Source organism: Acutalibacter intestini (assembly GCF_034334985.1).
Lineage (GTDB): Bacteria > Bacillota > Clostridia > Oscillospirales > Acutalibacteraceae > Acutalibacter > Acutalibacter intestini.
The window spans coordinates 17502-44442 of the sequence record NZ_JAWXXL010000007.1 but is presented as its reverse complement, the minus strand read 5'-3'; the positions used below and the strand labels follow the sequence as shown (position 1 = coordinate 44442).

Here is a 26941-nt window from a genome sequence, read left to right as displayed (position 1 = left end):
AAGAATACAAAACGCCATGACGGGCTCATTCTATATAAGTTCTTTTGCCGGATTTGGGCCCATGTAAACCCAAAACGGTCTCTAATAATGGAACCACATCCACTATCATCAGGAGCTGGATGTGGACGCAGCGGTGAGAGTACGCTTCCTCCTTCTGCCAGTAGGGAGATTGCTAGCAACGCTTCTTCTTGAGAGTCCATATGAATCATTAGCTTTATGTCCGTATTTGCTCCTACTGTATCAAGGGAGTCTCCCGCCGCCATGTGTGTACTGCCCAGGGGAAACTCCACATGCATTACTTTTCCAATAAGGTCCGAAGTTACGTCAAAATTATCCTCAGATCAACGGGACATAAAATGAATCGCACCGTCAAAAGCTGCGATATAGGTATGAATAGCTTCCTCACAATCGCCTTTAAATGACAAATATGGAACTACTTCTATCCTCTTTTTCATTTTTTACCCCCGGTTCTTCTTATGAAGAAGTTCATGCTGTTTAAGCCATTCTACCGAGTCTGCCAGAGCGGCAGCAGTTTTTACTTCCAATACAGCCCGGCAGTGATTTTTCTCTGCTAAAGCTACATACCAAGGAATATCTAGTTCGCCAATTCCCAAGGGTAGATGACTTTTTCCACCAAGCGCGTCATGGATGTGAAAATGTTTAAGCCGATTTTGATGATCCAGGATAAAGGGCTTGTCCACCTCCCCCACCCCATGATCATGGCCAATGTCATAGGTTAAGCCAAATAATGGACTTTTCAGCAAAAGCGCCATCCCCTTTTGCAAAAAAGACAGGTTATAGCCATTGGTATTTTCGATACATATTTGTATTTTTGCGCCAGCAGCGGCCTTTTCACAGGGAGCAATCGCTTCAGATAGTCGGGACAAATAGTGATGAAGATAGAGTTCGTACAAATACACTTTTTTATCTGGCAAAGTAAAATGATCGCCTCTCTGTAGATGAATGTTGAGCGTTGGTACATTTAACCGCTTGGCCACTTCAATTACCTCTAACAGGGTCTGTAGATAGGCGTCCGTCACCCTAGGATTGAACCCACAGAGATCCATAAAGCCTTCCAGGTGAATAGTATAATAGATCTGATATCTGCTTGCGACACTTTGTAGCCAAGGAATATCAAAAGACTGATATTCCGGCAAATCCATACTCAACTCCACAAAATCAAAGCCCAGTTCCCGGCACAGGCTGGCCGCACTTTCCGGGTCGGCGGCCTCTAATAAAGTCGGTATCCCCCAGTCCATCTTCTAATACCAGCTTTCTGGTACCGGCTCTCCATTGACAAAGAGGTTCGGCTCTTTATTCAACAATTCCACAGTAATATCCCGCATTTTTCGAGCATTACCCAGTACGCATTTGGCATCTCCAAAGGTACCATAATGAATGGCTCCATGCTTTAGGAACACTGGCTCCATCTTGATATAGTTTTCTGAAATATCCTCACAGGCCTCACTATGATGGCGGTGCAGGTCAGTCTTATACGTTTCCCCTTTTGGGCCGATAATGGCAACATGCTGCGGCTTTGGATCTATTCGATCTGGAATGCCTTCCCACTCCTCTACGCCATGGAGAAAGGTGTTGGAACGTAGAGTACAACCTAAAAAGAGGATGTCTGCATCCAGGTCCAGCAGCTTGCCCCAGCAGCCCTCCCGGGGACAGGGGGTAATGCGGGTCTCTTCCCCGGCCACATAGACTTCTGCTCCCTTCCCAAGCGCCGCCACCGAGTGGGTCGGGTGCAGCGAACGGAGCACCCCGGACCTGTGGCGGAAGAGCTCCGGCAGAATGCCCACGCAGGAGGGTAAACTACGGCTATCAAATACCAGCGTTTCTTTGCCGACTTGCCGCCAGGTATGGGTGGGAAAAATCAGCAGACCGTCTTTCATATATTCGCACCAGGCGTCCAGAACCGTATCTGCGCCGCCCTCCACCGGACCGATAGCCTTTAGGGAAGAATGGATCAGTAAAGCGCCCTTCGGCAGGATTTCCATATTTTTTATATCTTTCAGCAGGCTCTCTTTTGTGTGCAAGTCAAAGACATCCTTTCAGCCGCTTCCAGTCCTCTCTGGAAATAGCGTAAACTTTTGAAATTGTGTCCACTTCGTTCGGATACTCTTCTATGAACCGCATCCCATTAGCCTCGGCGGTAGAATACGAGCCTACATTCGTGTACTTCATGTAAGAAAAAACCATTTGGAAAGGCGTATTTTCAAAGAGCCAGTCCCGGCACCTTCGGGCGGCCTCGCTGGCATAGCCCTTTCGCCAGTGGTCCCGGTGGATGTGGTAGCCGATTTCCGGCTTGATCTTGCCATCAATGTTCTGCATGGTAATTCCGCAGTCGCCGATGAGCTGGCCGGTCTCCTTCAGCACCACGGCCCACAAGCCAAAGCCAAAGACCCGGTAGTTTTCCTGGTTCCACTCGATCCAGTAGCGAACTTTTCCCTCGTCAAAAGGCTTGGGATAATGCCGCATGGTCTCTGGGTCGGAGAATATCTGGTACAGTGCGTTGAAATCCTGCTCATCCATTTCCCGAAGGATCAGCCGTTCTGTCTCTAACACCATCTCTCTTCACTCCTTACCAAAACAAAAATTAAGCGCAATGGATGAAATATCCATCGCGCTCATTGGAGGTGACACCCGGATTTGAACCGGGGAATGAAGGTTTTGCAGACCTTTGCCTTACCACTTGGCTATGTCACCATCTTGTAGAAAAGACGCTCCATGATTTTGAAGCGTCTTTTCACATTCCTGGAGCGGACGACGAGGCTCGAACTCGCTACCTCCACCTTGGCAAGGTGGCGCTCTACCAGATGAGCTACGCCCGCAATGGTGCCTCCGATCGGAATCGAACCAATGACACGGGGATTTTCAGTCCCCTGCTCTACCAACTGAGCTACAGAGGCAAATATAGTTCCAAATAAGGAACTATTTGGCGACCCGGAACGGGTTCGAACCGTCGACCTCTAGCGTGACAGGCTAGCGTTCTAACCAACTGAACTACCGGGCCAAATAGAATCTTTCCGATATGGTGGGGACAACAGGACTCGAACCTGTGACCCCCTGCTTGTAAGGCAGGTGCTCTAACCAGCTGAGCTATGCCCCCCAATCCTTCTACCGGACCGCCGCCCCCTGGCGACGTTCTATATTTTACAAGATTTGCCCCGATTTGTCAATAGGAAAAACGAAAATATTTTTATTTTTTTTCGTTTTTTTCTGCGAGCAGAGCCAGCTCCTCTTGGGAGAAGTAATACTTGCGGTTGCAGTACTGGCAGACTGTCTCTACCATACCTTCTTCATTGGTCGGCAGGGTCAGCAAATCCGTTGGTTGTAAGGTCATCAAAATACGGGTAAAGCGCTCCTTTCCACAAGTACACACATAATGTACAGGAAATTCATCCAGCTTTTCGATTTGAAAGCCCTTTAAAGCCTTTTGGCACATTTCCTCGGGTCCCATCCCCTTAGCCAGCATCGTGGTCACAGCGTCCAATTCTGCCACATTTTTTTCCAGGCGAGTCAGAGCGCTCTCCTCTGCTCCCGGCAGTGCCTGAATCAGTAACCCGCCAGCCAGTAATGCGACACCATCCTCCTTATCTACCAGCACTCCCAAAGCGCAGACTGTGGGTGTCTGTTCACTAACGGCATAATAGTTCGTCAGGTCCTCCGCAATCTCTCCACTAACCAATTCTACCTGGCCACAGTACGGCTCTCCCGTATGAAAGTCCCGAATCACTGCTAGACGTCCATGGCAGCCCACCGCCCCGCCTACATCCAGTTTTCCATTGAGTTTTAAAGGCAACTCCACCTGGGGATGCTCCACATAGCCCCGCACGTTGCCGGAACTGTCCGCCAGAGCTATTAGGGACCCCAAAGGACCATCCCCAGCAATTTTCAGCGTCAGCGACGCGTCTGCTTCCTTCAACATAGCTCCCATCAACGAGGCACCGGTGAGCAAACGACCTAAAGCCGCACAGGATGTCTTTGTAAGCGCATGCAGCCGTTGGGCTTTATAAACCAGTTCAGAAGATTCAATTGCGGAAGCAATTAAGCTACCATCTGACGTAATAGTACGAATAATACGATCCATAAACGCTCCTCATTCCTGCTTTTTCGCTGCAAAGACCAGCCGTTGGCTCTGAGGCTTTGGCGGGTCAAAGCTTAACTCGTCATATATTTGCACATCGCCGAATCCAACAGTATGAAGCCATTGGACCACCTGCTCCACGGGGTAAGCATATTCTGAAAAGTGTTCCGAGCTACGCCGGTAGAAATTTTTGTCCCGCTGAAAAAAATCCAAATGAATGTCGACTTTTCCGGTGCTAGAAACAAAATGATTCTGCCAAGCGCAAAAAACCCGTTCCATATCATAGATAAAAGTGTTATTCCCCAATATCTTTTCATGCTTATACAGTGTATTCAGGTCAAAGACAAAATATCCCCCGGGTTCTAAAAAAAGGGCAGCTCGTTCAAACGCCCTCTGGACCTCTCTTTTGCCCTGTAAATGGTTGATACTGTCCAGGGAACATACAATCGTATTTACAGTCCCAAAGAGATCCAGATCCTGCATCCTCTGCCGGAGAAATAAAATATCTGCGCCAGCCTCCAGGCACTTTTCCCGGGCAATGGACAGCATCTCTACAGAAGCATCTACGCCATATACATCTATACCTAGGCGGTGCAACTCTAAGGTTAACGAGCCGGTCCCACAGGCTAGATCCAGAGTCAGTCCAAAAGGATGGCCGAACTTCTGTAATAATTGCCTAAAGTATGCTGCCCGACGAGGATACTCGGCATTAGCGGTTAATTCATCATAAAATTGGGAAAATACAGAGTAACCAGCCATAATCAATCCTTCTCTTTTTGCTTGCCTAGGCGCTCAAAAACCATGCTATATCCATCGCTGCCATAATTCAAAGCCCTAGCTACTCGGCTAATCGTGGCAGTAGAGGCGCCGGTTTTTCCAACGATATCCATGTAAACGTGCCGTTCTGTCAACATTTGAGCTACTGCTAACCGCTGCGACATTGCTTTCAGCTCTGGCACAGTACATAAATCCTCAAAAAAGCGATAACATTCTTCAACGCTTTCAAGAGATAAAATGGCTCGAAAAAGTGAGTCCATATTTTCGTCTTGCAGCTTTTCGTTCATTGAGCTAACCACTTCCTTTCCGTACAAACACCCAAATCAGCCTGTTTCACATACTTCTGCACCATTGAGAACCCTTTGCGACCCAATTATAAGTCGTTTCGAACAAGGTCCGCATAGGTTTCTGCCTGAATCACCACCCGGCTTTCTCCATTACGCACCATGACACAGGCCGGCTTCAGATTCCGGTTATAATTAGACGCCATGGAATAATTATAGGCCCCTGTAGAGAGTACCGCCAAAATATCTCCTTCTTCCGGCAGCTGAATAGCTGTATGTTCCTGAATCAAATCACCACTTTCGCAGCATTTCCCCGCGATAGTCGCAATATAATTAGCCGGCTGGGCAGCCTTATTTGCTAGAATACAGGTATAGTCTGACTGATATAAAGCATAACGGGGATTTTCAAACATACCGCCGTCTATCGCCACATAATTCCGAACATTGGGGATTTCTTTAATGGTCCCCACAGTATATAGCGTAATACCTGCTTCACCAACCACAGAACGTCCTGGCTCAATATAAATTTGGGGCGAATGAATTCCCAACTCCCGGCACTTTTCATGAATTTTTGCAGAAACAGCTCGCATATACTCATGGTACGGAATAAACCCATCATTTTCCGTGTAATGGATGCCAAAGCCACCTCCTAAGTTTAGATGCTCCAGCTTATAACCCAATTGCTCAACCTGCCAAAATAGCTCCAGCATGATCTCAGCCGCATGGACAAAGGGGGCTGTCTCCATAATTTGTGAACCAATATGGCAGTGCAAACCTATCAACTTTACACTACCAAATTCCAATGCCTTTTTGGCTACAGTTATTGCCTCTCCGCTGGCTAAATCAATACCAAATTTTGAGTCAATCTGTCCAGTACGAATAAACTCATGGGTATGGGCATCAATCCCCGGCTTAATGCGTAGCGAAACTCGTGCAACCTTTCCCTGGGTCTCCGCAATCTTTTCCAATTTTGCTAGTTCAGAAAAGCTGTCCACTACAATATCGCCCACACCCTGGCTGACGGCAAACTCTAACTCGGCATAAGACTTATTATTTCCTTGGAAATGGATGTGTTCCGCAGGAACTCCAGCTTCTAAAGCAGTGTAAAGCTCTCCGCCTGACACCACTTCCACATCTAGGCCCTCACTGGTAACAATACGGCACATCTCCTTACAGCAAAAGGCTTTGCTGGCGTAAATCGGCTTTCCGTTATTTCCATAGAACTCCTGAAAAGAGGCCACATAGCTTTTACATACCCGCCGAATCTCATCTTCGCTTACAACATACAAAGGCGTTCCATACTGTTGGGCCAGATCCACCGTATCACAGCCGCTGATGGACAGATGACCCTCCTTGTTAATTGATAGACCTGGTACAAAAATAAGAACCATCCCCTAATAAATGTATTATTTTGATTCCTTTTCGCTTTAATTCCCGATTAGTTATTTATGACTTGTCTTTACTTAGCGGAATATGCGATAGCATCCACTTGAAATTGTTGGTTTACATCCACAAACACGGTTTGAATGGACTTTCGCACAGGATACTTTTCATGAAAACGTTCCTGAATGACCTTTTCCATCACTGGAATATCTCGAATATTTTTAAAGAGACAAGTCATCTGTACCACATTTTCATAGCCCAAGCCAACTAGCGCTAGCCTCTCCCTCATCTCATCAAAGGCAGCATTAATTTGCTCTTCTACCGTGCCCTTCACATTACGGGCACAATAGTTGAGAAAACAGAAGTCTCCTGCCTGAATGATTCCCGAATGGGCCCACTCCTCGTTCACATCGTATCGAAAAATCTCTTTCATATTCTCAAACCTCGAATGGAATTATTCTCAAGCTCCTTTGGAGCAATGGACTTTGCAATTGAAAGTCTTACTTCACTTACCCCCGTTCCCTTTGTAGCGGAAAAAGGATAAAAGGTAATGCTGCGGCTGCCAAAAATATCGGTAAACAACTGCATTTGTCCTTTAGCTTGTCCTTGGTTCAACTTATCCATCTTTGTGCAAACAATGGCAAAACGATAGCCCGATGAGGACAAAAAGTCAATCATTTGCATATCATCCGCCGTGGGTTGGTGCCGCATGTCCACCAGCTGAAGAACCAAGGCAACAGGCCGTTCTTGCGCAAAATATCCGTTGACTAAACTAGCCCAACGGTCTTTTTCACTTTTTGCCACTCTCGCATAACCATAACCGGGTAAATCTACGAACCTACATTTATCCAATCGATAAAAATTTATGGTAGCCGTTTTACCCGGGGTAGCGCTAGTACGAGCCAACGCCTTACGATTTACCAGCTTATTCAACAAAGAGGACTTCCCTACATTAGACCGGCCGGAAAAAACGATCTCTGGCAACTGAGGTTCCGGCAACTGGCTAGCGGTCCCTGCCGCCAACTCAAACTCTGCTTTTAAGTAATTCACTGGATACTCCTTTTTTGTGACGGTTTATCGCTGGTGTAAGTCAGAGGCGTGATTTCCGGCTGAAGAAGAGCAGCCTCCTGTGGCAGCGGCTTTGGCATATACTGCAAGGCATGCTCCAGAACCATATCCACTCGTTTTACCGGTATAAAACTTACGTGATCTTTTACTACCTGGTCCACTTCTGCAAGATCGGAAACATTATCCGCCGGAATCAGTACAGTTTTGACTCCATTTTTATACGCTGCCATAGACTTTTCTTTTAAGCCGCCTATGGGCAGCACACGTCCCTGTAAAGTGATTTCCCCTGTCATGGCTACATCATGGCGTACGGGTATACCACACAAGGCCGAGGTGATAGCCGTAGCCATCGCAATGCCTGCCGAAGGACCATCTTTTGGTACGGCACCTTCCGGAGCATGGACGTGAATATCACATTTTTCGTAAAATCTGGGGGAAATCCCCAGTACATTGGCGCGGGTACGGATGCATGTGATTGCCGCATTGGCAGATTCTTTCATTACATCGCCTAAAGAACCCGTAAGCTGAATCTTTCCTGTGCCGGACATGACTGCAACCTCAATAGGCAAAAGCTCTCCCCCCACACTGGTCCAGGCCAAGCCGTTCACCAGACCAATGGAATCTTCTTGGGACGCATTATCCCTTGTGTACTTTCTGGGCCCCAGCAGCTCTTCCAATTTTTCCGGTTTCACGGTATAGCTGGTAAACTCCTCATCTGAAACAATCATTTTTGCCACTTTACGGCAAATTGACGCAATAATTCGCTCTAAAGTACGTACACCGGCCTCCCGAGTGTACCCATCAATCAGTAAGCGGATTGCCGTCTTAGAAAATTTCAGCTGTGAGGCTTTGATACCATGCTTCTCTAACTGCTTTTTTACCAAATGTTTGGTGGCGATATTCATTTTTTCTTCCAGGGTATAGCTGCCTAGCTCAATGATGTCCATACGGTCATATAAGGGTCCGGGAATCCGGGAAGCATCATTGGCCGTGGTAATGAACAATACCTGGCTTAGATCAAAAGGCAGATCAATATAATGGTCTGTAAACTCCGCATTCTGCTCTGGATCCAGCACCTCTAAAAGGGCTGAGGCTGGGTCCCCCTTGAAGTTTGTGCCAAGTTTGTCAATTTCATCCAACAGCAATAGGGGATTTTTCACCCCAGACTGCTTTACAGCATTGATAATACGTCCAGGCATAGAGCCCACATAGGTTTTCCTGTGGCCCATGATCTCCGCCTCATCGCTGACTCCGCCCAAAGAAACCCGCACATATTTCCGCCCTGTGGCCTGCGCAATGGACCGAGCGATCGACGTTTTTCCTACGCCAGGAGGCCCCACCAGGCAGATGATCTGTCCGCTGTTTGCTTTTGCCAGGCTTTTAACCGCCAATATTTCAATAAAACGCTCTTTCACCTTTTTCATACCGTAGTGGTCACGGTCTAAAACCTTTTGAGCACGTTTCAAATCTAGCTTCTCTTTCGATACCTTATTCCAAGGTAGGTCCAGACAAATATCTAGATAAAGCCGTATCACGCTGGCTTCGTGAGAGCCATAGGGCATGCGGTACAGTTTATCGCATTCTTTCAGAAGCTTATCGTGGCAAATTTTGGGAAGGTGCAGCGTGGTAATTTTCTCCTTCAGCTCATCAGCCTCTTGCTGTGGATTGTCATCCTCTCCCAGCTCGCTGGTAATGGCACGCAACTGTTCTTTTAAGAAGTATTCCCGCTGATTCTCATCAATCTGCGCCTGGGCTTTCTGATTAATCTCATTCTCTACCTGTAGAATCTGAATCTCCTCAGTTAACACTTCAATTAAGCGCTGTATACGCTTCAAGGGGCGTAATTCATCCAGAATATACTGCTTACGCTCAAAGTCTATAGAGATATTAGATGCTATGTAGTCCGCCAGCCGACCACAATCCTTTTCCTGTAACACACCCAATAGCACATCTGGCGGCACATGACGGAACAGCCGGAGATACTCATCAAATTTTTCATGGATGATGCGGACCAGCGCTTCTGACTTATAAGACTTTTTATATGTCAGTAATGGACATCTTATAATATTCCCCAGCAAAAATGGCTCTTCTTGTACAAGAGAGACAATTTCTCCTCGGTATAGGCCTTCTACGTGAAGCTTGGCCCCTTCCTCCGAATGATGCAGTACCTGCTTAATACGGGCAATTACGCCCACTTTATACAGGTCCTCGCCCACTGGCTCAGTTTCCTCCATATGAACTTGGGAAACCAAAAAGATTAACCGGTCTCGTGCAATTGATTCCGAGGCTGCCAGCACAGACTTTTTCCGTGTGATGTCGAACTGAAGCATCATCCCAGGAAAAAAGACCAGGCCGCGTACAGCCAGCACGGGCAAAACCAGATTATTATCATTCTTCATATTTTCATCAGTAAATATTTCCATGATGTTCTCCTAAAATCAGCGAAAGACTGCAACCGGGTCCCGGCAGCAGCCTTCTGTCTGTTTGGTTGTTAGGACGCCGATGAGTCGCGGTTCTCTCGGCGCTTAGGTGCAGTGATTCGAATTTTCATCGGCTTGCGATCTTTGTTGTACACAACCTCAGGGCTCTGGCGGGATTCCACCATTTCTTTTGTCACCAAAACCTTTTCAACCGTGTACTCGCTGGGTACACGATACATAATGGGCACCAGCAGCTCTTCCAAAATAGAACGCAATCCTCGTGCTCCGGTTTTCATTTCAATGGCTTTTTTTGCCACAGAAACCAGGGCGTCATTGGCAAATTCCAAATCAACTCGATCCAGTTCAAAGAGCTTTTGATACTGCTTAATTAAAGAGTTTTTGGGTTCTTTTAAGATACGCACCAGAGCTTCTTCATCTAATGCGTTTAAAGAGGTAATAACCGGTATACGGCCTACTAGCTCGGGAATTAGTCCATATTTCACAAGATCATGGGGGGTCACCTCATGCATCCAGTCCCGTTCGTCCAGTTCCTTTTTGCCATACACCTCGCCGCCAAACCCCAAAGAACTGGAGGCCAGTCGCTTTTGCACTTCTTTTTCTAGACCGTCAAAAGCACCGCCACAGATGAATAGGATATTTGTGGTGTCAATATTAATTGCTTCCTGCTGAGGATGCTTCCGGCCTCCCTTAGGCGGCACACTGGCTGTGGTCCCTTCCAGAATTTTCAAGAGAGCCTGTTGTACCCCTTCGCCGCTTACATCCCGGGTAATGGACTGGTTCTCCGACTTTCTTGAAATCTTATCGATCTCGTCAATATAAATGATACCCCGCTCTGCTCGGAAAATATCATAGTCCGCAGCCTGAATCAGCCGCAACAGAATATTTTCCACATCATCGCCCACATAACCGGCCTCGGTCAGCGTGGTAGCATCTGCAATAGCAAAGGGAACGTCCAGCAGCTTTGCCAGAGTTTGTGCCAAATAGGTTTTACCCACACCAGTGGGTCCCAGCAAAAGCACATTACTTTTGGCAAGCTCTACCCCATCGCCAGAAAAATAAATTCGCTTATAATGGTTGTAGACGGCAACAGAAAGAGCAATTTTCGCATTATCCTGTCCCACAACATATTCGTCCAGTTTCCGTTTGATTTCCACGGGCTTAGGCAGAAGCATGCTGCTATCTTGCTCATTGCTTTTACCACGCTTTAGCCGCTCCTCATCATTGATAATGGACATACATAGCCGCACGCAGGAGTCGCAGATATAGGCCCCAGACCCAGCAATCAGCTTGCCGACCATCATTTGTGGTTTGCCGCAGAAGGAACAGGCGATGTCATTGTCATGATTCATAACCATCCGTCCACTTCCTTTCCGTTTGTCTTATCGTTTCTCAATCACTCTATCAATCAGGCCATAGTCCAGGGCCTCCTGAGCGGTCATAAAATTATCGCGCTCTGTGTCCCGTTCTACTACCTCTAAGGGCTGACCGGTACGTTCCGCCAAAATTTGATTTAACTTTTTCTTGGTACGCAGAATATGATTGGCATGAATACTAATGTCGGTTGCCTGCCCCTGGGCGCCGCCGCTGGGCTGATGAATCATAATTTCACTGTTTGGTAAAGCGAAACGCTTGCCTTTAGCTCCGGCCGCCAGCAAAAACGCCCCCATACTAGCTGCCATACCAATACATATAGTAGACACATCACATTTGATGTACTGCATGGTATCATAAATCGCCATACCATCTGTAATAACGCCCCCAGGGCTGTTGATGTACAAAGCAATGTCCTTTTCTGGATCCTGTCCCTCCAGATAGAGCAGCTGGGCTACGATCACCCCTGCGGATGCACTGTTAACTTCCTCGTTCAACATAACAATCCGATCATTTAGCAACCGGGAAAAAATATCATAGGAACGTTCACCCCGATTGGTCTGTTCAACAACATAAGGCACTAAACTCATTCTGGTAAATTGCTCCTTTCGCAAGACGAAGTTATTATGAAAACAAATCTATCATTTTATTCCAAGTGGGAAAAATATTTCTGTACTTAGGCCTTGTTCTCTTCCGCGTCAGGCTGTTTCTCAGTAATGACGGCGTTTTCCTTTATGAAGTCCATGGCCTTTTGGTTTGCAATGTCCTTATTGATGTCCTTAGCGCGGACCACATTCTTTACAGCCTCCAGAGCCATACCATAGGCATCGGCCAACTTCTGGTATTCTGCCTCGGTATCCTCCTCGGTAACAGGCAGCTCCTCCAACTGGGCAATTTTTGCCAAGCCCAGCCGTACTCGCACCTGCTGGCCGGCACGCTCTCGATACTGATCCCGTAGACTATCCACCGTGCCCTGGGTGTACTTCAAATAAGTTTCCAGATTCATGCCCTGGTCCCGCAGCTGCATATCGAAAGAATTGATAATCTCGTCAATCTCCCGCTCTACCATCATGTCGGGCACTTCGGCCTCTACCTTGTCAATCACGGCCTTTACCAACTGCTGCTCAATATTCATTTCGTTGGCACGCTCTTTACGGGTCCGCACATTGTTAGCCAGATCCTTTCGATAGTCCTCCACTGTATCGAACTCGCTAACGTCCTTCACAAACTCATCGTCCACTTCCGGCAACTCTCTGTGCTTGATCTCATGCAGCTTGATTTTGAAAGTGGCATCCTTTCCCTTTAGTTCCTCCGCGTGATAGTCCTCTGGGAACTTTACGTTTACGTCAAATTCTTCCCCACTATTGTGGCCTACCACCTGCTCTTCAAACCCAGGAATAAACTGACCGGATCCCAATGTCAAATCGAAATTTTCGGCTTTGCCGCCATCAAACTGTTTGCCATCCGTATAGCCATCAAAATCAATCACCACAATGTCCCCATCCTGGGCGGCACGGTCCTCTACGGTTACGACCCGTGAATTGCGCTGACGTACCCGGTCAATCTCCGCATCAATCTCCGCCTCGGTGGGTTCCACTGGCTCCTTGGTAACCTCAATGCCTTTATAACCCTCAATCTTTACTTCTGGCTGTACTGTGACAGTCAGCTTAGCCAAAATCCCCTTCTCTTTGCCGATCTCTTCAACATGGAAATCATTGACACCCACCACATCTAAGCCGGACATATCGATAGCATTAGTCATCATGGGGTTATAGAGATGGTCCACCGCAGCCTGGAAGAATACTTCCCCGCCGTAGTACTTCTCAATAAATGCCCGGGGAGCTTTCCCTTTACGAAAGCCGGGAACGTTCATTCTTCTGCTTTCCCGCTTGTAAACCTCATTGATAGCCTTTTCAAATTCTTCAGGGGTCACTTCTAGTTCTAGCTCAAACTTGTTTGTTTCTACACTGTTCGATGATTTCAAATTCATTTCTCTTTTTCCCTCTCAAAATAAACTTTTATGCGCACCCGTCGGCATAATGCCGCGATTTCCACTATCCAGCCTATTATAGCACAACACTTTCTAAGAATCTACACCTTTTTCGTAAATTATCTTAGGAAATTCCCGGAACCCCGCCATTAACCAGCACCGGGCGGAATTTGATGAAATCACAAGAAATCAAATGCATTTTCACTCCCTTATAGCTGCCAATCAATGCTTTCTGTGCGGCGTACTGCCCATGAATATGCCCGAAATAACAGTCTGATACCTGATTCTTTACCAAAATAGCCAACAACTCCTGGCATTCCATCCCATCATAGACCGGTGGATAATGAAGAAAAGCCGTTAATTGCCCCCCCAGCTCTTTAGCCTGTGAGATTGAGGCCAAAAGCCGGCCAGCCTCTCGGTTAACAATCTTCCGATCCTCTTCAGTCTCAGAGTTATAAAGCCAACCTCTGGTGCCGCATATTGCCCGGTCCCCTACACGATAAGCGCAGTTATGAAGAATATGCATGGAAGAAAATCCATTAGCCACTAAATAATTATCAATTTTGTTCCGGGTAGACCACCAGTAGTCGTGGTTGCCTTTTAGCAGCAGCTTTTTTCCCGGCAACGCTTCAATAAAGGAGAAGTCCTTCCCGCAGTCCTCCAGCTTCATAGCCCAGGAAATATCTCCTGCAATTACCACTGTATCCTGGGGGGATACTAATTCCCGCCAATTTTCTTCCAGCCGGTGCACATAGTCGTGCCAACCCGGAAAAACATCCATTGGTTTGTCTGCCCCTAATGACAGATGCAGGTCCGAAATGACAAACAACGCCATACGCTTATCCCCTGCCCAGTGCCTTTAGAACATACTCTGCGGCCTGGTCTTTTTCAATAAGGTCTGTAAAGCGGACTGGCTTGTCTTTCAACGCTTTTAGCTGGACAGGCACTGGCGTACCAGTAATTTCTTCCAAACGAGCGATATTTTCAAATTCACTGGCATCTCCAGTCGCCTCTAAAGCGCCCAGAACATGGTCCACAAACTTATAAGGACTGGCCGTAGAAGCAACGACCGTGGGGGTAGAAGTGTCATCAGTCTCTTCCATATACTGCTGGTAAACGTTTAATGCCACTGCTGTATGTGTGTCGCAGAGATAACCTTCTTTTTTCCAGGTCTCTCGAATCGTCTCCTCTGTTTCTTGGTCTCCACAGAATCCCCCGAAGAAAAGCTCTTGAACTCTATCCCGAACTACACTACCCACATCATAAGAGCCAGTAGCCGACAACTGCTCCATCCATTTTGATACGGCTATACTATCGTCGCCAGAGAGCGCGTATAGAAGCCTTTCTAGATTACTAGATATAAGAATATCCATCGATGGCGAAGCCGTGGCGTAAAACTCTCGTTTGCGATTATACACGCCAGTACGAATAAAATCTGTCAATACCTTATTTGCGTTCGAAGCACAAATAAATTTCTTTACTGGTAGTCCCATCCGCTTTGCATAATAGGCTGCCAAAATATTGCCAAAATTGCCCGTGGGAACCACTATATTCATCGGCTGACCCAATGTGAGCTTTTCCGCATGGCAGAGTTTAAAGTATGCATAGAAATAATAGACCACCTGGGGAAGCAGCCGGCCAATATTAATAGAGTTTGCACTGGAAAACATTATTCCATGTTGATCCAGCACTTTTTTCATATCTGGATCAGTAAAAATCTTCTTAACCGCTGTCTGTGCGTCGTCAAAATTACCCTTAATGGCACAAACTGTTACATTTTTTCCTTCCTGCGTAGCCATTTGACGCTTTTGCATAGGACTAACGCCATTTTGCGGATAAAACACAATCACCCGGGTACCCGGCACATCCCGAAAACCTTCCAGAGCAGCTTTTCCCGTATCACCAGAAGTGGCAACTAAAATGACCGCCTCCCTCCCTGGCGAAAACTTTTTTAAAGACATTGTAAGAAAATAGGGCAATATCTGTAGAGCCATATCTTTAAACGCGCAGGTAGGACCGTGCCAAAGCTCCAGCAGATATTTTTCCTGTCCGCATTTTGTCAAGGGAACAAGCTTTACGGGCTCTGAGCTACCAAATTTATTAGTACTATAGGCACTCTTCACACTATTTTCAATTTCTGTTTTTGAAAAATCAGAGAGAAATAGACCAAATACTTCGATAGCTAACTCTTGATATTCCATATTCGCCAGCCGAGGCAACATTTCCCGCACATCAGGCAAGGCGGTTGGCACAAAAAGCCCACCCTCTTCTGAAATTCCCTGCGCTATCACTTGAGAGGCTGAAAAGCGTATATTGGCGTTTCGTGTACTCTTGTATTCCATGTTCATCATCCTATCACTTTATTTCACTACCATAACTATACAGCAGATTGTCCCATATGTCAAAATAAATCTCGCCGTTTGAAAAATTCGGCGGCATTGCCATAAAAGAGCTTCTCTACCAGTGACTCCGCATAATTATGACGAAGGAACATATTGTAAACTGCCTCCATCCCTTCTATGCCAGAAACTGGGAAGTCCGCTCTTGGCCCACCATCCCAGTCTGCGCCAAAGGCCAGCACATCTTCGCCACCTAAAGCGAGAAAATGCTCTGCATGATAGAGAATATCTTCCAGTGCTGCTTTGCCAGTGTCTCGTAAAAAGGGGCCATATAGGTTCAGCCCCACCAAGCCGCCCCGGTCTTTAAGGATAGCAAATTGCTCATCTGTAAGATTTCTCGGGTGGTTACAGATTGTTTTTGCATTAGAGTGCGTGGCGACCAACGGCCCTTTTGCCGCATCCATTGCATCGTAGAAAAGCTCTGGACTGGCATGGGACACATCTGGAATAATGCCCCAGCGCTCCAGCTCTGCTACAGCCTGCCGACCAAAAGTGGTTAATCCCGTGTTGCCAGGAGCCCGGACACCACGGCCAAGTTCGTTCTCTCCATTCCATGTTAGGGTGCATACCTTTACCCCTCTATGCGCCAACTCCTTTATATTCTCCAGCTTTCCGCCTAGAGCTAAAGCGTTCTCTACGGTCAAAATAGCGCAGCACTTTCCCTCTGCCTCGGCCAAGCATAAATCCTCAGGGCTTTTATAATGAACTACACTTTCTTGATTTGCTTGGATTTCCTGGGAAAAGCGGTCTGCTGCCTGACAGAAACGCTCAAATGCCGCCTCGCCATGTATATCGTCCGGCAAAAAAACCGCGTAACATTGGACATAAGTATTCATTGCCCTTCCCCGCTCCAAGTCAACCTGAAGGGTATTTCTGACCAGCTCTGCGTTGTCATAATAACATCCCAGGATGGTATCGCAATGCAGATCAAAGTATCGCATAGCAATCTCCTTTCAACAGCCAAAAGCGTTGGAGTAGTATTTGAGGCCAAAAAGCTCATCCCCCAAAGAGGTAACAGCAGCTACATCGAATCGTGGTTGCAGTTTAGAAGGATAACAAACTAAATACTGCTGAGCGGTCAATAATATTTTTTGCTGCTTCCGCTGAGAAACCGCTTCCAAAGAAGAAACCATTGTATTACTTTTCCGAGTCTTGACCTCTACAAATACAATATACTGGGCATCTCTAGCAATAATGTCTATTTCTCCAAAGCGGGAGTGGTAATTTCGAACTAAAATACTATAACCATGTTTTTTTAGCCACTGTACCGTGTACTCTTCCCCTGCTTTACCTGTCGCGTTTGCCATCACACCACCCCAGTCTGTAAAGCTCTTTAGCTTACACTATTTACTATCCATTTTTTTAAGAAAGCTTCTTCTGTGTACAGGAAGTATTCCATACCGCTTAATTGCCGCATAATGAGTCTTGGTGCCATAGCCCTTATGCTGGGCAAAGCCATATTCTGGATACTGCCGGTCCATCTCTATCAGTAGACGGTCCCGGCTGACTTTGGCCAAAATAGAAGCTGCGGCAATGCAGGCACATTGCCCATCTCCTTTTACAATAGCCTCTCCTGGAATATTTAAGAAAGGCATACGATTGCCGTCTATCAGAGCGAACTCCGCAGCTGGTGAAAGCTGACTGACCGCCCGGCTCATTGCCAAAAAAGTGGCTTGCAGAATGTTGACTTGGTCAATTTCCTCTTGGTCCGACCATCCAATTCCATATGATATGGCCTTTTCGATAATCATTTCGAATAAAGCCTCGCGCCTCTTTTCACTGAGCTTTTTAGAATCATTTAAGCCCTCTATTTCACAATCTACCGGCAAAATTACTGCCGCAGCACAGACCGGGCCGGCCAACGGCCCTCTCCCAGCTTCATCCACACCACATATTAACTGATAGCCACTTTCCATGGCCTTTTTTTGATGTAAATACCAGTCCATCACGGCCACTCCAAGGTCATGGGCCCCATTTTTCCGCCCCGATATTCGTCTAACACCGTGATGGCCGCGCGTTCGGTGTCGATCTCTCCACCAGAAACCAGCATACCACGTTTTTTTCCAATCATCTCCAGCAACACATGACCCGGCTGCGTTGCCTTGGGTAAATCAAACTTATATCGAGCGGATACCGCTTGCGGATACAACTCCATCAGGAGTTCCAGCAAACGGCCCGTCAGGCCCTCAATATCTAAAATCTCATCCCGCACCGCTCCGGTAAAAGCCAGATGCTCACCCACCACGGGATCCTCGAATTTGGGCCACAGGACGCCGGGCGTGTCCAAAATCTCAAAGCCCTTACCCACTGTAAACCAACGATTCTGGCGGGTCACCCCAGGCTTATCCCGAACTTCGGCTTTTCCTGCTCCGCCGCCCAGAAGCATTCGATTGATAATAGATGATTTTCCTACATTGGGTACGCCTAAAACCATAATCCGTATTGGACGACCTATCATACCCTTTTGCGTCCACTTTGCGATTTGCTCCTTCAGTTCTTCACGGACAGAGCTGAAAAGCGCTGGCAAACCCTTCCCTGTTTTACTTTCTACCGGAATCGCCCGCAGTCCTTCATCTTTACATTTTGCAACCCAACGAACAGTTTGACTTTGGTCCGCCAAATCCGCTTTATTTAGCACCACAACCCGTGGCTTATTGCGGATAATGTCCCGCAGCACAGGGTTGGAACTGCTTTTAGGTACCCGGGCATCCAGTAGCTCTATAACAATATCAACTAACTTCAGATCCTCTGTAATCTTCCGACGGGTTTTTGCCATATGCCCGGGAAACCACTGTATCGACTGTACCTCGCTCATCACATACCCATCCTTATATTTTCTGCTGTATTTCAAATTATAAAAAGAAAACACGAAAAGCGCCGCCAGTTCTGCCGCGCCTAAAATTCTTACCCACTGTCGCGGCATGGGTAGCCCCACTAGGCTTGTCCCAACTAAAACCAGGGCCGGGACTCCCCAAATAATCCAGCTGGCGTACCACACAACCAGTTCAACTTCTTACATACCCATGAATGATCTATTCTCCCAAAAGACACTATCTCACCATGCCCGCTTTGGAGAATGGATATAGATTGAACACAACCCGTCCTAAAATGTTCCGCCGGTCTACCATACCCACCGCCAAATAGCGGCTATCGGTAGAATGTTCTCGGTTATCGCCCAATACGAACACGCAGCCTTCTGGTACCTGCTGCGGAAAGGTCAGCATCATATCCGGCATATCTGCTGTCATAGTAATCCCATTGGGTATACCGAATTCTTCTCCTTTTAAAGGGATGCCATCCACCAATAGTTCCCGAGCCTCTGGGTCAAAATCGACCCACTGGCCTTCAGTGGCAACCACTCGTTTTATAATGGTATCATGGAGCGCGTGGACAATAATTACCACGTCGCCCTGCTGCGCCTCGCCCGCCAAAGAAGTGACAAGGACCCGGTCTCCGTCAAAGTAGGTGGGCTCCATGGAGCCCCCGTCCACTGTAATTACTCGAGCCGCAAAGGTGAATAGAACGGTCACCATTACAAAAGCGGCCACAATGGTCTCCAGCCATTCCAGCGCCCATACTCTGAAAGGGCTCCGTCCGTTTTCTTCGTCTTCCGGAGAAGGCTTATAAATTTCTTGTTCACTCATAAGAATGCCCTTTCCTTTCTTAAAAAATTGCACAGCTATCGTAAATTCGCTTATCTTGCTGGCCCAATCCGTTCTGAGGGGAAAATTCGAAATACCGCTTTACCTAAGATATGACGTTTATCGATCATACCTACGTCCACGAACCGACTGTCCTCGGAAACTGGGCGGTTATCGCCCAAAACAAATACACAGCCTTTCGGAACCGTTTGCGGAAATTCCATCAATTCCAGAATGCTATAGGGTAGGTAAGTGTTGCCTTCTTCCACTCCAAAACAACGATCGCTTAAAGGAACGCCGTCAATCAGCACCGCTCGGGCTACTGGGTCAAAGTCTACTGTTTGATTTTCCCTTGCAATTACGCGTTTGATGATCGGCTCCGGCAGCACATTGAGAATCACAACTACGTCTCCTTGCTCCACCTGTCCCCAATTGTTTAGGATTAGCAGCCGGTCACCCTCTAGGTAGTTGGGCTCCATAGAAGGTCCTGTCACAACCACAACCCGAATAACAAAGGTGCACAGCATTAGGAAAATGATTATCGCAATAGACACTTCTTCCACGAAATCTAATATCAGAACAGACCAGCGGTTTCTTTCTTTTGGAATTATCATAGCCGCTCCAATTTGCAGAGGAATTAATTGCCTTTAGATTTTACAAATAATCCTATTAAATAACAGAAAAAGGGACAAAATGTCCCTTCTTCATAGTTTTTATAGATTTTACTTCAGCTGCTCCTTAACTTTGGCTGCCTTACCTACGCGATCACGCAGATAATAAAGTTTTGCCCTGCGCACACGGCCCTGACGGACCACCCGGACAGCCTTCACGTTGGGAGAATGTAAGGGAAAAACCCTCTCGACGCCTACGCCATAAGAAACACGACGCACCGTGAAAGTCTCGCTGACACCACTGCCCTTACGGGCAATTACAGTGCCCTCAAACTGCTGGATACGCTCCCGCTCACCTTCACGAATGTTTACATCCACTCGGATAGTATCGCCAATATTAAACTTTGGGGGCTCGGCTTTAATAGATTCCTGTGAAATAAGTTTGATCGCGTCCATTTGATATTCCTCCAAACTATTAATTCAGGCATTCATGCCAGCATTCTGGCAGCGGACTGCCCGCTTCCTGCGTGGCGCTCCACGCTAATGAACCCCACGGGCAAGCCTCTGTGAGAAAACCCGCGGAACCTCAAATGCTTATTTATTGTACCACAACTTATAGTAAAAGGCAAGAATTTTTTACCGCATATCGGAAAAATCTTTTTTTTGTATCCGTTTACGGCAAATCTTTGTATATGGCTCTTGGTTCTCATAGATTTTTAGGGCTTCCACCAGCAAGTTGGGGTTCACGCAGCCTTGTTGGCTACAAGATAGCAGAAGCCGCAGAACCAATGCCCCAGGCTGCCGGCTCTTCTCAACATGAAAGAAAAGAGGCTTAATATCCACCTCTCTATTCCCCTTTTTGGAAAATTTGGAGACAATGATCTTTTCCCGGGCAAAAATACGCTCTAGCCCTTCTTCCAGCAGCTGGGGAGCGTCCGTCTCCATCCGCATTTCATATTCTGCAAAAGCAATTTCCTCAAAGCCAGCCTCTGGCAGGGCAATCTCCAAAATAGAGATATCCTGGGGCAGGCACTGGTCCAGCCGGCAGGCGGCCTGGGCTAGGTCCACCTCTTCGGTTAGGCGAACGTCCAAGAACTCCCTCTCCCCACTGACCCCCAAGGAGAGTGGCATAGCGAAATTCATATAAATGCGGGGATTGAACCCCTCAGTGTACCATACTGGCAGACCGGATAACTTCAGGCCTCGGGCCATACAACGGGTTAGGTCTAGATGAGAAATATACTGGGCCATGCCCGCTTTTCTAAACCACACTCTCACGTTTTTCAACGCACAAACCTCCCTCAAAGCATGCAGCCCCACAGGCGGAGCACTTTTCCCGGCAGTTCGGGGTGGTCTTTCCCTCATATGCCCGCCTGCACTCATCGATAAGAAACTCTTTACAAATGCCGTAGTCCAGATGGTCCCAGGGAAACACCTCGTCAAAATTTCGTTGGCGGTTGGCATAAAAAGCGGGGTCCAGTTCGCAAACCGCGAAAGCTTTCTGCCATGTTTCAAAATCAAAACATTCATCCCAACCGTCAAAATGCAGCCCCATCTCCACCGCTTTTTCCAGCACAGCCCCCAGCCGCCGGTCGCCTCGTGCAAAGACTGCCTCCAAAAAGCTCGTCTGGGCCCCATGATAACTGACATTTACCCGCTTAGAACCATTACCGGCTTTCAACGCCCGTTGCTTTTCTTGAAGTGTTTCCATGGTATCCTGCCCAAACCACTGAAAAGGTGTAAAGGGCTTTGGCACAAAGGCCGCAGCGCTAATGGAGACTTCCACCGCCTTGCCCTTTGGCTTTTCTTTATTGGCAAAAAAGGCGTCTACCACCAACTTGCCCAGGTCTACAATTGCCCGGACATCTTCCAGCGTTTCAGTAGGCAGGCCAATCATAAAATAGAGCTTGACGCGAGTCCAGCCCTCGGTAAAGGCCACGTTTACTGTATGCAACAGTTCTTCTTCGGTTACATTTTTATTAATTACGTCCCGCATTCTCTGGGATCCTGCTTCGGGTGCAAAGGTGAGCCCACTTTTACGCACAGAGTTCACTCGTTCCATGAGCTCAGGTGAAAAATTATCCACTCGCAGTGAAGGCAATGATAAACTGATCTTCTCCCGCTCCGTCCAGCGATGCAGGTAGTCCAGAAGTTCATTTAAGTGGCTGTAATCACTGGTACTTAGGGACGATAGAGAAATTTCATCATAACCGGTAGAAGCACACATATCCCAGCACTGAGCGTCAATGGTCTTAATACTCTTTTCCCGGAACGGCCTGTAAAGGAATCCAGCTTGACAAAATCGGCAACCTCGGATACATCCTCGGAGGACCTCCACCGAAACGCGGTCATGGACCACTTCGATCATAGGAACAGGAAAAGACTTCGGGAAATAGGCGTTGTCCATATCCTTGACTACCCGTTTCCGAATGTTGGCCGGTGCGCCTTCTCTAGGGGTATATTTTTTTACTGTACCATCTGCATGATAATCCACTTGATAGAAGCTAGGAACATACACGCCCTCAATCTGTGCAGCACGCCTGAGAAATTCTTTTTTATCAAGGCCATCCTTTTTGCACTGTCTGTACAACTCCATCACCTCCAGGTCCACCTCTTCGCCATCCCCCAAAAAGAAAAGGTCGAAAAAGTCGGCCAGTGGCTCCGGATTACAGGTACAGGGCCCACCGCCCACCACAATATTAAATAAGTCCGGCCTGTCCACGCTACGCAGGGGAATGCCCGCCTGCTTCAGCATATTCAGCACATTGGTATAACTTAGCTCATATTGCAGTGTAAAACCTATAAAGTCAAAGTCTTTTACAGGATCACCGCTCTCTAGTGCATAAAGAGGCACCTGGTGCTGGGCCATTTGTTCCTCCATATCCACCCAAGGTGCAAAGACCCGTTCGCACCAAAAGTACGGGACCTGATTAAAAGCCCCGTACAGAATCTTTATGCCCAAATGGGACATGCCAATCTCATACACATCGGGAAAACAGAAAGCGAACCGGACTTCTACTTTGGAGGGGTCTTTCATGACCGCATTTACCTCACCGCCTACATAACGGCCAGGCTTCTCCACACTCATTAAAATTTTGTGGCTTAATGCTAATTTTCTTTCTTTTTTATCGGGATTATCGTGCAGATTGCACGATAATCCCGACATTTTTTTGTCTTGTAAATCCACGATTTTCTCCTCTCTGGCGCTGGTTTTTTCATGATTTTATCATGACTTTATAAACAGGAAAAGCTCTGTTTTTTCTCGTTACACGACTAACGGCCACAATTTGTGTTTTTCCGACTATGATAGCTTGCCTAATACATAATCGTGTCAAGCAAAACTACTTAACACGAAAATCATGTTGGCAATAGTTCGGAAACTATGGAATCGATAGCAAGAGTTTCCGTGACGTCGGAGGGAAGTACTTCCTCCAAAAACGGTTGTATGGCAGAGAGTCCATCGGTAATGATCTGCTGAGGGTTCGTATAGGTGTCAGCGGTAAAAATTTCTTTGCTGTGCCCCATAGCAGATGCGATAGCTTTTAAACTCAAATTGTTTTCTGAAAGAATTGTAGCATATGTATGACGTAAATCATGCCAATGCATATCCGGAAATCCGCATTCTGCCAACAATCGCTTAAATGGCTTTTTATAACTCCCCCTATTAAAAGGGCTTCCGTTCTCCTTGCACCAAATATATCCATGGTCCTGAAAATCAATCACTTTCCCTTTTCGCAGCTCATACTTCTCACGCTCCAAAATAATCTCGTCTATAACAAACTGTGGAACGGGCGTTATGCGGTCCCCTGAATACGTTTTTGGCGCAAGTTCCTGCTTAATCAACATCCCTTCTTGTACAGAAGAGACATCCTCATCGACCTTTCTTCCTAGCTGTCTTTGAATGTGGGCTTCATTAGTGCCAAAATCAATATCCGTATACTTTAGAGCAATTATTTCGCTGATACGCATTCCCATAGTTATCGCAAAGAAAAGTGGAAGCAAGATTCCTGGCTCTTTTTCCTTAGATTCAAGCATGAACTTAATAGCTTGTTCAAGAGTGAGCGATGGTCGCGGTTTCTCGACAGCTGGCCTTTTAGCTTTGGCTTCTTTGTAAGTTCTGGTAATCCCAATAGCTGGATTGATTCCAATGAAATTCTTTCCTTTAGCATAGTTGAAGGCCCCCCAGATAACGCCTAACATCTGTTTTTCTATAGAAGGGCTATCAATAGTTTTTAGGAGCTTAGCAAGCATACCTCTATTCACACTGCTCAATCTGGACTTGCCCATATACGGAACCAAATAATTGTAAACGATGTTTCTGTATGCCGTATAGGTCCCATAAGCAATCTTTTTTTGCTTTATCATTACGACATACAGCCAAAAATCCAAGTATTCTTTTACGGTAGCTTTCGGGAAAGCAACGTACTCATGATTATGAAGCTGCGCAATTACGCGCTCCCTTTCCTTCAAACATTCTGACTTCTTTGAAAATCCCCCAACTTGCCTAGGTTCCTCTGTTCCATCAGCGAAAGTAAGGCTGAATCGAAAGCAGTATTTTCCTTTCGCAGGGGTAATTGAGGGATTGAACTTCCAATCAATGATTTCACCATGGGTAAATGCTGGATTAATTTCGGGTGTTTCAAGGGGTTTTCTGTTCATACTTCTACCTCCTCTAAAGAGTAGGCAGATTTTCCTGGATCAAAAGCCTCATCAACAAAATCTCTTATATCGTTTTTCCCTTCCATTACACCACAATATATCTCAAAAGTAGTATGAATGGACTGATGGCCAAGTAGACGTGAGATCTTTAGTAGTGTTTACCCCTGCTCTATTAATATTGTTGCGAACATATGCCGTAGGCCATGCACGGTAATATGTGGCAGCCCGTTTCGCACACAAATAGCAGATAAAGCAGCATTAATCGTATCACTTGACTTGATTTTGCCAAGACGGCTTACCATCACGAATTCATCGTTTGTATGGTCATAACGGCATCCATTTTTTTGCTTCCAGAAATCAATGAGCTGGACACGCTTATCCAATTCATCAAATATAACGGCAGGAACCTCTTTGATTACGCGATTGCTGTTCCTACTTTTTGGGGGTTTGACTGACTGATCGGATGTAAAATGAAAATCCTGATTGTCAAAAGTTACGGTATAGTTGCGAGTAATTTGCCTTGATATGTGTATAAAACGTTCTTCGCGATTAAAATCCGTAAACTTCAAACCAAGTATTTCGCCCTTTCGCAATCCACAAAAAAGAGCAAGCAATACTTCTAAATAGAGCGTCTGATTACAAGAAGCAGCCGCCAATAACGTCTTTATTTGTTCTTTGGTCAGAATCTGAATCTTTGGAATCGTCGCATAATACCTCTTTGCAGATGCCATCGGGTTTGTTTTGATGTATCCGTCATTCATAGCATCTTTAAAGGCAATTCTTAAGAATTTCTGCGTTTGTACCCCGGCACTTTCTGGATGCTTAGAGCATCTTTCAAGTAGCACGTCAATATACTCAGTTGTCACCATTGTCAACAGCACGTCATTTGTGATATTGGGTTGTATAATATGATACAAGACATAGGAAAATCCAATTTTGATTGAACTTTCGACCCGAGCCAAGAAGACATTATGAAACCAGTATGTAAGATATCCAGCAAAAGAGAACTGAGTATTTTGCTTCTGCCGATATTGAGATATCTCTTTATCAAAACGTTCTCTCTCTTCCCAATAGTGATCTTCTGCTTCTTCTGCTGTTTGAAATCCACCCTTTTTCCCATATTTTATTGTAAAATCATCATTGATTGTCTTGGTTCTGTGGTACCATGACCCCCTTTCAAAAAAGACAACCTCTTTGCCTTTTGTCGATTTCTTTTGCATTGTTAACGCACCTCCTTTGATAAAAGGAAGTGGCAATCAATTTGCGCATAGACCAATTTATTATACCACATTCTCCGTAGGTTTTCAAATGTCTATTTGAAAACCTACATAAAATATAGAAGTTGTTCTTGACTATGCTTGTTTTTCGTCAAAATGATCACCCGCTTCCATTAAGCCATTTGTCAAATGCAGACTTGGGTATTCTGTATTGCTTTCCGATTTTTATCACTCGAAATGGGCTCTGATTTTGATAAACCTCTTCCAAAAAATCATATATCTTATTTCTCCCAATACCCAACAAGGTCTGCAAATCTTCGGCGTCATAAACCTGTTTTTCAATTTTCTCACTCATTGCGTTTCACTCCTTCCTATTGGAATATGGATTTTCCCAATAGGAATATGGTGGAACTTCCCTTACCTAAGAACTCCCCTACTACACATGAAACTCTTTTACAATCCTCCTTCCGTCTTTTTGATTCAAAATTAATATGAGTTACATTGCACACAATAAAACGAGCCGCCTTTTAGGCGGCTCGTTTTATAACTGGCCAATTCACCTGTTACACATCTGCTTTTCGTATTCCAGGATGTGTGCCCATGTAAGCCACTCCGGCTTTTTGTCTTCGTCAAATTCAAGCCATAACCTTTTCATAGCCTCAATCTGCTCTTTTTCATCCCCTTTTGCCAATACTCCGGCATATCGGTTGCCATAGCCTAAATAATAATCGCAATCGGTTCTCAATCTATCCAGCATCATATACTGAAATTCTTTACCGTTTTTCTCTTTCGCCTTGACAATAACGAATTCGCATCCAATTGGCAGATAGGGCTCTTCATCAAACTCATTGTTTACAGGCCAATACAAATCTGGCGTTTCCGAATCGCCGCAGTTAAGATCTTTCCACAGTTTTCCGAATTGATCTTTATATACTGGCCTGGACCAAAAATCATCCCCTATATACTCCATTTTCCTTATCTTCTTACTGTTTTGACCCATTATCTTA

The 26941-nt window shown here is 46.2% G+C and carries 28 protein-coding genes and 5 tRNA genes; all 33 read right to left on the bottom strand.

The features are described 5' to 3' along the window. Positions 1–458: 458 nt before the first annotated feature. The gene (locus tag U8U68_RS07710) at positions 459–1259 is read right to left on the bottom strand and encodes a sugar phosphate isomerase/epimerase family protein (RefSeq protein WP_322200251.1); all 801 of its coding nucleotides are present in this window, start codon (positions 1257–1259) and stop codon (positions 459–461) included. 3 nt (positions 1260–1262) lie between these two features. Next, positions 1263–2042, bottom strand: coding sequence for an AAC(3) family N-acetyltransferase (locus U8U68_RS07705; RefSeq protein WP_322200250.1), 780 nt, complete (start codon positions 2040–2042; stop codon positions 1263–1265). 1 nt (position 2043) lies between these two features. Then, the gene (locus U8U68_RS07700; protein ID WP_322200249.1) at positions 2044–2574 is read right to left on the bottom strand and encodes a GNAT family N-acetyltransferase; all 531 of its coding nucleotides are present in this window, start codon (positions 2572–2574) and stop codon (positions 2044–2046) included. A 63-nt stretch (positions 2575–2637) separates the two neighbouring features. Further along, positions 2638–2712, bottom strand: a tRNA-Cys gene (locus U8U68_RS07695). A 49-nt stretch (positions 2713–2761) separates the two neighbouring features. Next, positions 2762–2837 (bottom strand) — tRNA-Gly (locus U8U68_RS07690). A gap of 2 nt (positions 2838–2839) precedes the next feature. Continuing rightward, positions 2840–2915 (bottom strand) — tRNA-Phe (locus tag U8U68_RS07685). A 27-nt stretch (positions 2916–2942) separates the two neighbouring features. Further along, a tRNA-Asp gene (locus U8U68_RS07680) sits at positions 2943–3019 on the bottom strand. 19 nt (positions 3020–3038) lie between these two features. Next, positions 3039–3115: transfer RNA gene (locus U8U68_RS07675), tRNA-Val, on the bottom strand. Between the two features lie 90 nt (positions 3116–3205). Continuing rightward, positions 3206–4096: an Hsp33 family molecular chaperone HslO gene (gene hslO / locus U8U68_RS07670; RefSeq protein ID WP_322200248.1), complete on the bottom strand. Its 891-nt coding sequence runs from the start codon at positions 4094–4096 to the stop codon at positions 3206–3208. A gap of 9 nt (positions 4097–4105) precedes the next feature. Continuing rightward, positions 4106–4852 carry a class I SAM-dependent DNA methyltransferase gene (locus U8U68_RS07665; protein WP_322200247.1) on the bottom strand — a complete coding sequence of 249 codons (747 nt, stop codon included), beginning with the start codon at positions 4850–4852 and terminating at the stop codon, positions 4106–4108. Between the two features lie 2 nt (positions 4853–4854). After that, positions 4855–5157, bottom strand: coding sequence for a YerC/YecD family TrpR-related protein (locus tag U8U68_RS07660; RefSeq protein ID WP_322200246.1), 303 nt, complete (start codon positions 5155–5157; stop codon positions 4855–4857). An 86-nt stretch (positions 5158–5243) separates the two neighbouring features. Then, positions 5244–6545, bottom strand: coding sequence for a diaminopimelate decarboxylase (gene lysA, locus U8U68_RS07655; protein WP_496196374.1), 1302 nt, complete (start codon positions 6543–6545; stop codon positions 5244–5246). 68 nt (positions 6546–6613) lie between these two features. After that, positions 6614–6970 (bottom strand): RidA family protein, encoded by a 357-nt coding sequence (locus U8U68_RS07650; protein WP_322200245.1) that lies wholly within the window; start codon positions 6968–6970, stop codon positions 6614–6616. Then, the gene (gene yihA, locus U8U68_RS07645; protein ID WP_322200244.1) at positions 6967–7587 is read right to left on the bottom strand and encodes a ribosome biogenesis GTP-binding protein YihA/YsxC; all 621 of its coding nucleotides are present in this window, start codon (positions 7585–7587) and stop codon (positions 6967–6969) included. Before yihA ends, U8U68_RS07650 begins: the two co-directional genes overlap by 4 nt. Beyond that, positions 7584–10028: an endopeptidase La gene (gene lon, locus U8U68_RS07640; protein WP_322200243.1), complete on the bottom strand. Its 2445-nt coding sequence runs from the start codon at positions 10026–10028 to the stop codon at positions 7584–7586. The genes yihA and lon overlap by 4 nt, the downstream gene beginning before the upstream one ends. A 68-nt stretch (positions 10029–10096) precedes the next feature. Beyond that, complete coding sequence (gene clpX, locus U8U68_RS07635) at positions 10097–11395, bottom strand: ATP-dependent Clp protease ATP-binding subunit ClpX (RefSeq protein WP_496196373.1); 1299 nt, start codon at positions 11393–11395, stop codon at positions 10097–10099. A 30-nt stretch (positions 11396–11425) separates the two neighbouring features. Beyond that, positions 11426–12007 (bottom strand): ATP-dependent Clp endopeptidase proteolytic subunit ClpP, encoded by a 582-nt coding sequence (gene clpP, locus U8U68_RS07630; protein ID WP_322200241.1) that lies wholly within the window; start codon positions 12005–12007, stop codon positions 11426–11428. An 86-nt stretch (positions 12008–12093) separates the two neighbouring features. Further along, positions 12094–13407: a trigger factor gene (gene tig / locus U8U68_RS07625; RefSeq protein WP_322200240.1), complete on the bottom strand. Its 1314-nt coding sequence runs from the start codon at positions 13405–13407 to the stop codon at positions 12094–12096. Between the two features lie 124 nt (positions 13408–13531). Beyond that, positions 13532–14242, bottom strand: coding sequence for a metallophosphoesterase (locus tag U8U68_RS07620; RefSeq protein WP_322200239.1), 711 nt, complete (start codon positions 14240–14242; stop codon positions 13532–13534). Between the two features lie 4 nt (positions 14243–14246). Continuing rightward, positions 14247–15749: a threonine synthase gene (thrC, locus tag U8U68_RS07615; protein WP_322200238.1), complete on the bottom strand. Its 1503-nt coding sequence runs from the start codon at positions 15747–15749 to the stop codon at positions 14247–14249. A 59-nt stretch (positions 15750–15808) separates the two neighbouring features. After that, complete coding sequence (locus U8U68_RS07610; protein WP_322200237.1) at positions 15809–16747, bottom strand: dipeptidase; 939 nt, start codon at positions 16745–16747, stop codon at positions 15809–15811. 12 nt (positions 16748–16759) lie between these two features. After that, positions 16760–17113 (bottom strand): YraN family protein, encoded by a 354-nt coding sequence (locus U8U68_RS07605; RefSeq protein WP_322200236.1) that lies wholly within the window; start codon positions 17111–17113, stop codon positions 16760–16762. Positions 17114–17149: 36 nt separating this feature from the next. After that, a complete protein-coding gene (gene rnhB, locus U8U68_RS07600) occupies positions 17150–17752 on the bottom strand; it encodes a ribonuclease HII (protein WP_322200235.1) in 603 nt (200 codons plus the stop codon). Then, positions 17752–18729, bottom strand: a complete 978-nt coding sequence (gene ylqF, locus U8U68_RS07595) for a ribosome biogenesis GTPase YlqF (protein ID WP_322200234.1) — start codon at positions 18727–18729, stop codon at positions 17752–17754. The genes rnhB and ylqF overlap by 1 nt, the downstream gene beginning before the upstream one ends. Before the next feature lie 127 nt (positions 18730–18856). Beyond that, positions 18857–19450, bottom strand: a complete 594-nt coding sequence (gene lepB / locus U8U68_RS07590; protein WP_322200233.1) for a signal peptidase I — start codon at positions 19448–19450, stop codon at positions 18857–18859. Between the two features lie 50 nt (positions 19451–19500). Beyond that, positions 19501–20061, bottom strand: coding sequence for a signal peptidase I (gene lepB / locus U8U68_RS07585; RefSeq protein ID WP_322200232.1), 561 nt, complete (start codon positions 20059–20061; stop codon positions 19501–19503). 108 nt (positions 20062–20169) lie between these two features. Continuing rightward, entirely contained in the window at positions 20170–20514 is a 345-nt protein-coding gene (gene rplS, locus U8U68_RS07580; protein ID WP_322200231.1) for a 50S ribosomal protein L19, read from the bottom strand. 180 nt (positions 20515–20694) lie between these two features. Beyond that, the gene (locus U8U68_RS07575; protein WP_322200363.1) at positions 20695–21336 is read right to left on the bottom strand and encodes a TIGR03936 family radical SAM-associated protein; all 642 of its coding nucleotides are present in this window, start codon (positions 21334–21336) and stop codon (positions 20695–20697) included. Next, a complete protein-coding gene (locus tag U8U68_RS07570) occupies positions 21320–23146 on the bottom strand; it encodes a TIGR03960 family B12-binding radical SAM protein (protein ID WP_322200362.1) in 1827 nt (608 codons plus the stop codon). Before U8U68_RS07570 ends, U8U68_RS07575 begins: the two co-directional genes overlap by 17 nt. Before the next feature lie 269 nt (positions 23147–23415). Further along, complete coding sequence (locus U8U68_RS07565) at positions 23416–24717, bottom strand: site-specific integrase (RefSeq protein WP_322200230.1); 1302 nt, start codon at positions 24715–24717, stop codon at positions 23416–23418. A 158-nt stretch (positions 24718–24875) separates the two neighbouring features. Further along, positions 24876–25937: a tyrosine-type recombinase/integrase gene (locus tag U8U68_RS07560; protein ID WP_322200229.1), complete on the bottom strand. Its 1062-nt coding sequence runs from the start codon at positions 25935–25937 to the stop codon at positions 24876–24878. A gap of 157 nt (positions 25938–26094) precedes the next feature. Beyond that, complete coding sequence (locus tag U8U68_RS07555; protein ID WP_322200228.1) at positions 26095–26289, bottom strand: helix-turn-helix domain-containing protein; 195 nt, start codon at positions 26287–26289, stop codon at positions 26095–26097. 201 nt (positions 26290–26490) lie between these two features. Beyond that, on the bottom strand, positions 26491–26934 hold the full coding sequence (locus U8U68_RS07550; RefSeq protein WP_322200227.1) for an LPD11 domain-containing protein: 444 nt from the start codon (positions 26932–26934) through the stop codon (positions 26491–26493). Between the last annotated feature and the right edge of the window lie 7 nt (positions 26935–26941).